6 protein-coding genes are annotated in these 13,193 nt (G+C 39.4%); 1 reads left to right on the top strand and 5 read right to left on the bottom strand.

All coding sequences use genetic code 11. The annotated features are described in order from the left end of the window. Positions 1–8 precede the first annotated feature (8 nt). Positions 9–3,197, bottom strand: a complete 3,189-nt coding sequence (locus BLS35_RS01200) for a SusC/RagA family TonB-linked outer membrane protein (protein WP_090776956.1) — start codon at positions 3,195–3,197, stop codon at positions 9–11. Between the two features lie 47 nt (positions 3,198–3,244). After that, complete coding sequence (locus tag BLS35_RS01195; protein WP_090776955.1) at positions 3,245–3,925, bottom strand: DUF3826 domain-containing protein; 681 nt, start codon at positions 3,923–3,925, stop codon at positions 3,245–3,247. A 418-nt stretch (positions 3,926–4,343) separates the two neighbouring features. On the opposite strand from BLS35_RS01195, the gene BLS35_RS01190 reads away from it, so the two are divergent. Beyond that, positions 4,344–5,216, top strand: coding sequence for an AraC family transcriptional regulator (locus tag BLS35_RS01190; RefSeq protein WP_090776954.1), 873 nt, complete (start codon positions 4,344–4,346; stop codon positions 5,214–5,216). 11 nt (positions 5,217–5,227) lie between these two features. Here BLS35_RS01190 and BLS35_RS01185 read toward each other — a convergent pair whose 3' ends face one another. From BLS35_RS01185 to BLS35_RS01175, 3 genes are read right to left on the bottom strand one after another with little or no spacing between them, the layout of a single operon-like run. Beyond that, on the bottom strand, positions 5,228–8,767 hold the full coding sequence (locus BLS35_RS01185; RefSeq protein ID WP_090776953.1) for a malectin domain-containing carbohydrate-binding protein: 3,540 nt from the start codon (positions 8,765–8,767) through the stop codon (positions 5,228–5,230). Further along, complete coding sequence (locus BLS35_RS01180; protein ID WP_254778590.1) at positions 8,745–11,567, bottom strand: glycoside hydrolase family 95 protein; 2,823 nt, start codon at positions 11,565–11,567, stop codon at positions 8,745–8,747. The genes BLS35_RS01185 and BLS35_RS01180 overlap by 23 nt, the downstream gene beginning before the upstream one ends. 18 nt (positions 11,568–11,585) lie before the next feature. Further along, positions 11,586–13,190, bottom strand: a complete 1,605-nt coding sequence (locus BLS35_RS01175; RefSeq protein ID WP_090776952.1) for a glycoside hydrolase family 28 protein — start codon at positions 13,188–13,190, stop codon at positions 11,586–11,588. Positions 13,191–13,193: the final 3 nt, after the last annotated feature.

Here is a 13,193-nt window from a genome sequence, read left to right as displayed (position 1 = left end):
ATTAAGTATTAAAAACCAACATTTAAACCAAACGACCAGGATTGAAGATTAGGATAAGTATTATAAGAAGTAGCATTGTCCCGATAAGTATATGGATTATAAAAATTAATCGGGTTTGTAGCTACCATAAATGCTTTCAAGCTTCCTATTCCCATTTTTTGAGTAAGTTTTGAAGGGAAAGTATATCCTAGGTTAATATTACTTACTCTAAATGTATAAGAGTTAACAAACCAGAATTCAGATGTCATCTCGTAAGTATCCTTGTAAAAAGGATTGGGATATTTTGCATTTACGTTAGTCGGACTCCAAGTGTCAGACCAGAATTCCGGACGGTTAGATATATTGCTAGCTTGTTTCCTAGCGTCTCCCTCGATAAGATCTTGTCCGCCAAACGACATACCCATCGTCACATTCAAACTTAACCCCTTATAGCCACCACCAAAATTTAATCCTAGTGAATAGTGATTGCTCGATTTTGGTGTCAAATAATCCTGATCTAAATCATCAACTACCCCATCCGGACCTGTATAATTCCCAGAAGCATCCTTAGGCCCGCGAACATCAGCATAGTATAGCATACCCGCTTTAGGCACCTGCCCTTTAACCTTGTATCCTGGATTAGCAGTTGCATAGGCATCGGCTTCTTCCTGTGATCTGAACATGCCTAGGTAATGAAATCCAAAAACACCTCTGTCGCTTGACTGACCAAGAATATCCAAATAAGTTCCAACATTACCCAAGGGTTGGTCAGCAATCAACAGCTTGTTGTCATTCCAGGCAAAAAAGGGACTAAAACTGTAAGTTACGTCCTGCCCTATTTTATCTTTCCATCCAAGAGAAATCTCGTAGCCAAAGGTATTTACTTTAGCAAAGTTCTCAGTAGGTGTTGCGGCGCCAATAACAGCTGGTACAGAAGAAGTTAAAGCAGACAACATATTGTATCGATGAGCATAAAAGCCATCAGCACTAAGAGATAAACGATTGTTTAAAAATTGTGCATCAATACCAAGATTGGTACTTAGATTGCTATCCCAGGTTGTATTTGCATTGGCTATAGCTACATTCGGAGAATATGTTAATCCTCTATCGTTATTCCCTCCAAAAACAGCTCCTTTGCCAGTCTCCAATCTATAATTTTCCTGATACAAGTAAGGTTTAGAACTATCATTGCCCAACAAACCAACCGATCCTCGTATTTTAAAGAAGTTCACAAACTTAAGATTATCTTTAAAGAAATTTTCTTCAGACATCACCCAACCTAATGATGTAGATGGAAAAAATCCCCATTCCTTACCAGGAGCAAAGTTATTATTTGCGTCTGCACGCAGAGAGATTTCGACAAGATACTTATTTGCATATGCATAATTTAAGCGTGTCGCATAGGCCAAACGACCAAATTCCACTACCCTGCCATTTGACTGATCTGTCGCCTGGGCACCAGTTGCAAAATTCATATTATCAAATCCACCAACAAGTGTACCTTCTCTGGATGCGGCAAGGCTCTCTGCTGAGTCATGTTTTTGCTCAAACAAGGCTATCATAGAAATATCGTGTTTGCCAAATTTTCTTCCATAACTCAATAAACCATTTAATTGATAAACATCAGTTATTCCAGGGGTAAACCGCACAATATCTCCATTTTTTGCAGAAACAGTGTTAAGCACGTTACCACCTACAATGTGTTTATTTTCACCCAGGTTGGTAAAAGAATATAGTGTATACTTTGTTCCGTATTGTTTACTGAAATCATTATTTAAATTTCTGTTATAATTCAGACTCGCTTTCAATCCTTTAATAAAAGGGACTTCATATTCTGCAGTCGCTTGAATATTTAAGACGTTTGTCTTTTGTAATGTATAATTATTCAAACGTTGTACTTCAAAAAAGTTTGCTCCTTCTACCGTTCCAGTGTTAGCAGCTTGCAAAACCGGAAGTCCATTATAATAAAAAGGCATAAATTGTGGCGAAGCCAGTAGCGATTTGAAGTCATTATCTAAACTTTCAGACCCTTGTTTAAAATAATATCTTTTGTTATAATAAAGATCCCCGCTAACTCCCAATCCAACCTTCAATCCATTTGCAACCTTAGCATCAGTGCTTGCACGAAAAGTTAGTTTATTTGTATTTACACCTTTAAAATTTGAATTTTGTTGAGTATAACTACCGCCTGCAAAATAAGTCGCCTTATCTGACCCCCCACTCACATTTAATGCATGACGTGTAACATAAGAAGATTGCCATGCTTCTTTGACATGATCGCTACTATTTGCAGTAAAATACTCTAATTCATCCGGACTATAATAACCTGCTTCTTTATTTGTAGTTGTTCCAATTACACCTGTTGGAGATAGATTATATCCATTCTTCCCCTGCAGCATATTATTCAAATATGACGCCTGTTGAATGCCATTCATCATTTTTGGCAGCATTGTGGCATCAGTTATACCATAAGAGCCACTATAATTGATTTTTGGCGCTCCGACTTTACCTCTTTTTGTTCTAACGACAATAACCCCATTGGCACCTAAAATACCATATATGGCTGCAGCTGCATCTTTCAACACTGAAATACTCTCGACTTCACTTGCGTCCAACATGTTAAAGTCATTTAAACTCCTTTGTATATCGTCAATAATGTATAAAGGATCCGTTTTTCCATCTTTAGCAAAAAATATCGGGTTACGAATTGTAATGCTCGCATTTTCACCTGGTCTCGATACTCCGCCTGTTATTCCCACACCAGGTAACTGGCCCCTCAAGGCTGCGGCTAAGTTTGTGGTCGGAATATCTTCAATATTTTTAATATCAACACTAGCTACGGCGCCCGTTAAATGTGTTTTTTTCTGAGTTCCATACCCCACAACAACAACTTCATCCAAATCCTTATTATCAGAAGCTAATGAAACATCGATGTTTGACAGCTTCCCCACGGGTATGGTCTGTCTAAGAAATCCTATATAAGAAAACACCAATACATCTGCATCAGAGCTTACCTGTATGGTATACACACCTTGAGCATTCGTACTAACATTACTGGGCTTTCCCTTGATGCTCACATTTACTCCCGGAATGGGTTGCCCATCTGTCTTGTCTACAACCTTCCCTGTCACTTTTCTTTCCTGAGCATACAACGTAGTACACGCAAGCAGCATGAGCAATAGCGCCCACGAAAATTTGCTTAGTAGTTTTAGGTTCATCGTTTATTAATTTGGTTAGTACTAGTTTACTCTTTTGCTCTTATTGTTTAGTTTCCTTTTGCATTTGCGGCAGCTTTCCTACGCAACTCCCAATCCTGCCCTTCTTTCTTCAGATCATAACCTGCAGCTGAAAGGTAATTATTGATTCTACCTTTATATTTGCCAAACCAGGCATGCTTTTTATCCGATGATTCCGCATCAATGGCATGCTCGCGTGCTTCAGTAAGCCAAGTAAAAATTTGTTTTTTCTGATCTTCGGTAAGGGTTAATATTTGTTCCTGGTAAGCTTTATAAGTAATAGGTAGAACATTATAAGTCATTCCATTTTTTACCTGATCAACTTGTTCTGCAGTTAATTTAGAAGACAGTTTACTCAGGTATTTTTTATGAAGCTTTGCTAATTTATCATCTGTTTTAGTTGCTTCTACTTTTATTGCCGCTTCAGCAGCTACTTTATCTGTACTGTTGGCCTCTTTTATTGCCTTAACATTTGCATCACGTTCCGTATAAATATCATTCAAACTATTATACTGATCACGAATAATGTCTCTAACCTTTTCTTGTTTCGCAACATCATTTATGTTAAGTACAGCTGCAATCTTATCGGCGCGCTGAGTGATCACCTTTAAGTATGCAGTCTTTTCGTTCTCGGGAATGGCATTATTTTGCGCAAACACACCGACGATGCCTGAGAGCATTAAAGACAGTAATAGGTAAACACGTTTCATAATTTATTTGTTTGGTTAGTAATTGTATTTCTATGAAAATCTATAAAGCGTTGGTTGTTTTGAGGGGACAGATGACAGTTTATTTTAGACTCCGATTCACAGCAATTTTGATCTGCTGACAGTCGTAAATCTCCGTCGAAAACCAGTAAATTTTTCATGTTTTCCCGTCTTTTAATGATTCATTAATGAATACATTCTTTATATAAAAAGAATATATCGGTTTATATTTTGGTTATCTCCTATTGTCTCTTATACAAAACTCAACAATAGCACTTATCAATTACTGATGCTTATTAGCAAATTATTGTATGATATTACCATAATATCTCTTAACTTTAGTTAATTATATACAATATTTGCTAAATCATCGTTTTCAATAATTAAATATAAATATTATATTCAAATATAAAAAATAAAAATGAAGCCTCACTTCCATAAAATCCCAAGTACGCTCCAAAGCTCCTTCAGTATCCGCCATGATATTAAGCCTGATTTCGGAAACACCTGGCACTACCATCCGGAACTTGAACTTCACTATGTTGTTAAAGGTGAAGGTGTCCGTTTTATAGGCGATAACATCAGTAATTTCACACCTGATGAAATGATCCTGTTGGGAGAAAACCTTCCACATACCTGGCGCTGTAAAGACGAATACTTCCAAAACAATCCAGACCTCCATGTAGAGGCCATGGTGATTCAGTTTCTACCGGATTGTTTGGGTAAAAATTTATTGAGCCTACCTGAAGCTTACCTGATCCCGAAATTATTCGAGAAAGCTAAAAGCGGAATGGTGATCACTGGTAAGGCTAAGGACAAACTGGCAGAATTAATGAGATCCTCTATTGAGGCAACCAATCTCGATCGCATCATTATCCTGCTAAGTATTTTAAAAACCTTAGCGGAAACAGACGAGTATTCCACAATTGTAAATGGCAAGAATACTTTTTACCAATCTAATGAATCGGAAACGCTACGTATCAATAAGATATGTACCTATACGATGACAAATTACAAAAATGACATTACACTAGAAGAGATTGCCTCCTTAAGCAACCTGAGTATCACCTCATTTTGCAGGTATTTTAAGTTGATGACCAAGAAAACCTATTACGATTTCCTGATCGAGATTAGGGTAAGTCATGCCTGCCGCTTCTTAATTGAGAGCAAACTCCCTACAGAAATGATCTGTTTTGACTGCGGCTTTAATAACGTATCTAATTTTTACCGACACTTTAAAAAGGTAACAGGCATGACCCCACTAGATTATAAGCGGAAATATTTAAATGAATAAATAAGAATTTATTACTGAACATCAAGCCCATCCATACTCAATCCTTCTGCATCAACTGCAATTAGCCGTACCCTATAAGTACCGGCGTTGATCATTGTACCAGTGTTGGTATTAAAATAATTCCATTTACCCTTTTTAGTTGGTGTAAACTCTACAGCTTCCGCAGCTTTTAAGACTGTACCATCCATTGTCAATACCTCTATTTTTCCTTTTAACGACCGCTCAAATGGATTGTGATATTTTAAGGTAAGCGAATAGGTATCTGCAACACCAACTACCATCTGCCATTCCAAGATATCGCCAGATGCTTTTTTAAAGGTAACACGCTCCTTGCCCATTAACTCTTCTTTAACCAGTCCAGTGCCTTTAAAATTTGCATCCGTCGCTTTATAGGTTGTTACCGTTTTAAGGTCGTAAGCAGGCTGCATATTGCTTAGCGGCAATATAGCAATCGTATACATAGCTGTATTGGACTCCTTTTCGACCAGTTTTAGGATTTCATCTTTGCTATAGCGTTTCTTATATACATTAAAGCGCTGTCCCCTGCTATTTTGCAATGTTGTTTTAGTATCCTCATAATCAGCTAACCAAATGAGCCGCTTAGCCGCAGCATCGACTGCTACATATACATCAGCATCGGAAGTAACTTTAAATTCTAAAGCAGTACTTCTTTTGTTAGATCCCTGTATCCATTCTGCACCATATAGCGCTGAAGGCAAGGAAGTAAAATAAACAGAATCATCAGTATATTGCTGATCACCCAGATCCATCCATGTCTTAGATTTAAAACTGCTTCCATTGGTCAGTTTAATAATACTTTCGCTCTCTTTTGCTGGGCTTATATTTTTTGTTGTCGAAGCAATAGCAATTGCCGAAATCACCGCTTGTCCCGATTTTACCTGAGGAAAAGAAATAACGAGCTGTCCAGCCTTAACCTTTGCCTTTACCGTTTTCTTTAAAGCGGCATCATGCCCAACTTCGGCCCAGATATCCACGTCTTTAAGCAGCGTAGTGCCATTTACCGCCACATCAAACAAACGCATCCCTTTTGCATTCATGCCTCCGCCAGTACCTAGCCAAGGTTCAATAAAATAGAGTTCTACTAAATATTCTCCATCTGGAACAGGAAAATGATAAGTCAGCTGATCACGCCCATATCTAAATGTTTGAAATAACTTCCAATCCGTACTGCCTTTAATCGGATCAAATGTGCGGCGCTGACTGGCAAAAAAAGCAGGCATACCAGGAAAATTTGTGGTCCAGGATTGAGAACCAAAACCAACATCAGTTAGCTGTCTATCGGCCGACCACAATTGACCATTCTGATCTGTATATGCTGGTCCACCGCAATTTACCCTATACAAATAGCTATAGTCTTTTAAAGGAGCCGTTATTTTCGTAGCCTCCTTATTAAAATCATTAAAATGGGGTGCCTGCGGTAAATTGTTCAACACAATATAATCCTTAGCTACAGCTTTTCCATTTACATAACCCACAGCATACAGCACATTATACTGAATAGCTACATCATCCCATTGGAAATGCGTACCAATCTCAGCTCGTTTTCTTTTCCCTAAGGAGACCTTGTTTACATCATTAAAAAGCTCGACCTCATCACAATTAGAATACACGGTGATGCTATCCTTTTTACCTGCTTTCAACCATCTTTCAGGCCAGGTATGCGAAACAATATAAACCATTGGCTCTGTTTCCTTAGGTGCATAATTGGCTCTAAACATATAAAATACATCTAGCGGCTCTTCCCAAGGGGTAAACATACCTTTGTAATTTATGGGACCTACACGATCGAGTTCTCTTAAACCCTCGCCACCTTGCACCCTACCCGGGTTGTCGTGTGAACTGAATAGCCAGAAATAATGCCCCGCCGTTTTATCTTTTACAGATTCAGCAAGCCTAACCTTAGTCTCCATCAATTGGGTCATGTTATTTTCACTATATGGACCCTTCTGTATAAAGGGACCTTCGGTATGCAAATCAAGGGTGCGCCAGGCACCATATTCGCCAATAAGCACCTGCCTTTGTATATCATCTGCATAGGTTAAAGGATCACCTCCATAAGTACCTGTCCAGTTTTGCGGCACATCCCAATCTGTTCCTTTGCCGCCGTTACAAGTCGTTACTTTACGCTGTGCGGATGCCGTAGGATCAAGCTTGCGAATGAGCGCTGTACATTCTCTTGCAAAATCTTCTGGCAATGTGCTTTCATTTTCGAGTCCCCATAATACAACTGAAGGACTGTTGCGTCGCTCTTTTACCCAATCGGTAAGCAATGATTTAAAGTTAGCCCTAAATTCAGGGGTATCATACCAGATATGAGCAGCCATCTGTGTCCATGATAAAATCCCCAACTTGTCCCAATACTCCTGATAAAGCAAATTATGTGGCTGGTGCGCATCGCGAAAAGAATTAAAACCAGCAGCTTTGATCTGCATTACGCGCGACCTGATTTGCTCTGCACTAAAAGCATGACTGTTACCGATCAAGTGTTCATATTCTGCCACTCCGTTTATAAAGACCGGTTTTCCATTCAATAGAAATCGTTTAGGATCGGCAGGATGGTCTCCGATAGGCCAGCTGATCCAGCGAATGCCATAAGGCGTACCCAGCTCATCAATTACTTTATTTCCTTCTATAATGCTCGTTTTAAGCGTATATAAATAAGGATTCTCTATAGACCATAGCTTTACATTTTTCAGTTGCGCAGTTTGCTGAGCTACAGTTAAACGCTTTCCAGGCAATAACCTATTTACGTTCTTACTTTCAGTTACTTTTTTACCATTCTGATCAAACAGCTGGTTAACGACCGTTATCGTACGGGCTGTTGCACCATAATTCTTAATTTCCGTCTCCATTTTCAGCAAGGCCGATTTCTCGGACACCTTATCATCATTCCAGATGTGTACGCCAAAAGGTTCAATCCTGACATCATTAGTCACAACCAAATGTACAGGTCTAAAAATCCCCATAGGCTGTGAACCTTCAGAGAATCCCCTTTCTGTTGAACAGCCGCCATCTACCCAAGGCAAGTCTTGAATATTAGCCGGATGATCCGCACGTACCGCCAATAAATTAGGTTGATTGTTCAATTTAATCACGTTCGTTACGTCAAGCGTAAAAGTAGTACGACCACCTGCATGGTAGCCCACCTTTTTACCGTTTAGCCAAACGCTCGCATAAGAGCCTACGCCTTCAAAATAAAGAAAGAACCGCTTGCCTTTTTTTTGTGCGGTAGTTGTAAAGGTTTTACGGTACCAGGCATAGCCATGCCTATTGCCATGCAACATCCTGCGGTAGCCCTCATACTGATCCCAATTGTGCGGAACATTAACGGTTTTCCAGCCCTTATCATTAAAGCTGCTTTGTTCAAAACCAGTATAGGCATTGATATTTGTATCATTGGCAATACTTTGCCAGTTGTTATTTAGTGTTGTGCTTTTACGTAATCCTGTCTGTGTAAAACCTGTACTTGTTAAAAGAATACCTATCAAAAAAACAATAAGCTTTCTTTTATAATCTCTCCAAATCTCCATTCAATTTATATATTTCCCCCTTTTGTGTGGCGATACTTGTTATTTTATTTCCGTACCGCAGTAAACAAACACCTCCTGTTTTCGAAGAGATCTCTAATGCCGTCAACACACCTTTACTCCATTTAAAATTTAGTTCAAAGCCCCCACGTGCACATATACCTTTCACTTCTCCCTCTGGAATATCCGCAGGTAGTGCTGGCAACAATTCAACAAACTGGGTATGACTCTGTAAAAGCATTTCGGAAATCCCCGCCGCACCGCCAAAATTGCCGTCAATCTGAAATGGTGGATGTGCATCAAATAGATTCACATAAGCACCACCCCCCTTTTCCGCAGGACTAATCAGCATTTTTACCATTTTCATTGCATGGTCGCCATCTTTAAACCTCGACCAAAAATTGATCTTCCAGGCTAAACTCCAGCCGGTACCTGCATCGCCTCTATAGATCAGCGACTGGCGCGCAGCTTTCATCATATCCGGTGTATCCCATGTAATGTCATTGCCCGGATGTACGCCCCATAAATGTGAAACATGGCGATGTACATTGGTGGTATCGTCTTTATCTTCTAACCACTCCTGTAGCTGTCCATATTTACCAATCTGATTAGGCGCAATCAACGTCAGTTTTTCCTGTAATGTTTTTCTAAATTCAGCATCCAGCCCTAGCAGTTCGCTGGCTGCGATACAGTTTTTAAATAAGGTACGAATGATCTGGTGATCCATAGTTGGTCCAGCCACTAATCCACCATTTTCAGGAGAATTAGATGGTGTACTGATCAGCCAACCTGTTTTAGGATCTTTAACCAGGAAATCGACAAAGAAAACTGCCGCCTGTTTCATTAGAGGATAGGCTTCAGTTCTAAGAAAAACACGGTCTTGCGTAAACTGATAATGCTCCCATAAATGCTGGCTCAACCAACCGGCACCAGAAACCCAGATCCCGTGATTGGATGCGTTTATTGGCGCTGTACCATTCCATAAATCAGTATTATGGTGTAATACCCATCCATTTGCATTGTAGTGTACTTTAGCTGTAACAGCACCATTTTTTGCTAGTCCTTCTATCTTTTTAAACAAAGGCTCATTCATGGCCCCAAGATTCAATGGACCAGTCGGCCAATAATTCATCTCCAGATTAATATTCGTAGTATACTTACTACCCCATGGTGGAGTTAACAAATCATTCCATATGCCTTGCAAATTGGCTGGCTGTGTTCCCGGTCTCGAACTGGAAATCAGCAAATAGCGACCATATTGAACATATAAAGCAGCAAAAGGAGCGTCAGCTGATCCTGCAAATTTTTCTATACGCTCATCGGTAGGTAAGCTTTCATTTTCACTCTTTCCAAAACTAATCGAAAAAGGATTATAGTATTTCTGGTATTCTTTTATATGTGCTGTCTTAACCTGGGCATACGTTTTATTCTGTAAGCTTGTAATGGCCTTTATGCAGTCAGTTGCTGGATTTCCAGCTACATTTTTATCGTTGATAAAATTGGTTCCAGCAGTAAGGTAAAGTGTAACGTCATCAGCATTAGTGATGCTCAATTTACCTTGACTTACCGACAATTTACCTTTAGTAACCACTGCTTTGAGCTGACTTTGACCTTTTAAAACGCCACCTCTTACACTTAGGGTAAGCGAAATCGTGCTTTCATTTAGTTTTTTAACAGCAGAATATTTATGCGGACTAGCCAACAATGCATCTAAGCTAATGCTCCCTTTTTTATCAGCAGTTAAGCGGATTACGACGGCCTGATTTGGCTGACTGGAGAAATATTCACGTAAATAATTCACGCCGTTCAAAGTGTAGGATGTACTGGCAATTGCTGTACTTAAATCAAGCTTACGTTTGTAATTGGTAACTGGGGCAGTTTGATTCTTGAAGTTCAGATATAAATCGCCAAAAGGCTGATAACTTGCCTGAAACTGCGACACCACTGGTGGCTCATCATTCTGCATTTTATATTTCCATTCTTTAACCAGTGAAAACCCTGCCTCTGGCTGAGTACCTTCCGGATAAACTGCTATAGCCCTGCTAGTATCTTTGTAACCTGCTATACCACCTTTATCGAAATAATTCAATACTTGTATCGCAATTGTATTTGTCCCCTTTTTAATCAATTTAGCAGGAATGGTATATTTCCTTGGGTTTGTACCATCCGTATTGCCAATCAGAGTGCCATTCACATAAGAAAAATCCTGATCGCGGATGCGATTCAAGTCGAGCACCAAATCTTTGCCCTGCCAGCTTTCAGGTGCATCAAAGGTTGTACGTAACCATACCGCCCCATCAAAACCCGATAATCCTACCGTTTCCCAACCTTCGTAACTTGGAACTTTAATCGTTTTCCATGAACTGTCATCGTAGTTTTCCAAAGCCGGATTGCCCTGCATACCTTTCAAGGCTTTCATTTCTGCAGTCCATTTATCCCTGTCGCCCGCTCCACTCTGAGTACCCATAAATTTTTCGGCAGCTAGCTTTTCTGCCGCTTCCTGTTTCCCTTCAAAAAGTAACTTCCTAATCTCGCCAAGTGCAGCTGCAGCCCCTTTATGGTTATAATCTCTGGGGCCACCTGTCCATAAAGTTTCTTCATTAAACTGAATATGATCCTTTTCTACTCCGGCATATATCATGGCACCAATGCGTCCATTACCAATAGGCAAAGCATCAGTCCATTTTACAGCAGGCTTGGTATACCAAAGCTGATAAGCAGGTTGTTGGGCATGGGCATGTATAATGGTCATACAATTGATCACTACTACATACATCCAGATTGGGGAGCTCATGAATTTCATGTTGATACAAATTAAAAATTACTTAATTGAATCTCCCGAAATAACCCTTACTACTTCTGTAACTTCCCTCTCAGTTAAAACAGGAGTTTTAGCGTTACTAAAGTTATTATTTCCTAGCGTTATATTTTTAATTTTTTCTCCACTTATTTTTAAATACATTTCTGTACCAGCAACCGGAAAAGAATTATAAATAAATGCGTCTGTTACGTTTTTAAGGTCTATTACAGCTGCATTTTTATGAGGGGTATAACTCTTCAAACCATTAACAGTCAAGATATTTACATTCTCAGCTTTTACAGAAGGTCCCATTTCTGTGTTTACTTGCACATTATGAAATTCTATTCTGTTGGAATTATGGATATCGAAACCAGTTTTAGCCTCCATATTGATGTCATTAAAACTGATATTTTCAATAGGCATTTCTTCTAATCCATTCAAATAACCAGCCTGATTTACCTGCCCGGTAATGTTACTAAAATGGATATTTCTGAACCTTGGTGTACGCTCAGAAACAGGCTCAACTGTCGACTTAGCATACTGAAGATCAAGCACGATCGCTTGCTTGCCTATATTTTTCATGATGACGTTATCCACCCTGATTTCTTCTACTATGCCACCCCTACCACGAGCTGATTTGATACGGATTCCTCTATCAGTACCATCAAATACGCAATTAGAAATGGTTATTTTTCGTACATCACCAGACATTTCACTTCCAATAACCACCCCACCATGACCAGATAACATAGTGCAATTGGTAATGGTATAGTTCTCGGCTGGCACGGCCATTTTTCTGCCTGGCGCATCTTTACCCGACTTAATCGTAATACAATCATCACCAACACTAATATGGCAATCGGAAATACGCACATTCTTACAAGACTCTGGATTGATGCCATCCGTATTTGGAGCAAAAGAACCGGGGTTGTTAATCGTTACAGCATGGACAGTTACATTGTCGCAAAACTCAGGATTAACTGTCCAGAAAGGAGAATTACGAATGGTAATTCCTTCTATCAATACATTTTTACAATACATCGTCTGAATGAAAGGTGGACGAAGAAAACCGCGTTTCATCTGCTTCGGTTCATCAGGCATCAGGATATCCTTATTGAGCGCATCAAACTGATGTTGCCATTTAGACCGTGGCTGTCCTTCTTTATAGCCCTCTACAAAATCCCACCACTTTTTACCGTGTCCATCTATGATGCCACGACCCGTAATCGCAATGTTATCTGCTTCATAAGCATAAAACAAGGGTGAGAAACTAGTCACATCAACCCCTTCATATCTGCTTTTTACCATGGGCAGATAATCATCAAAATTATCACTAAAATGAAGCTCAGCGCCAGCATCAATAAAAATGGTGATGTTACTTTTCAGGTGTATTGCTCCTGTTAAATACTTTCCCGCTGGGAAATAAACAGTACCTCCACCAGCTTTTGAAGCTGCATCAATAGCCTTTTTAATCGCTAATGTCGCTAGTTTACTGCTGTCGTTCTTTGCACCATATTTTAATACATTATAATAGGATTGCGCGTTGACATTAGCTACCGTTGCGAAACAGCATATTATAAAAACGGCAGCTATTCTGATGATAAGATATGGGCTATAAAACTTCATTTT

Source organism: Pedobacter sp. ok626 (assembly GCF_900100435.1).
In the GTDB taxonomy this organism is placed as follows: domain Bacteria; phylum Bacteroidota; class Bacteroidia; order Sphingobacteriales; family Sphingobacteriaceae; genus Pedobacter.
This window is presented reverse-complemented; position numbering and strand designations above follow the sequence as displayed.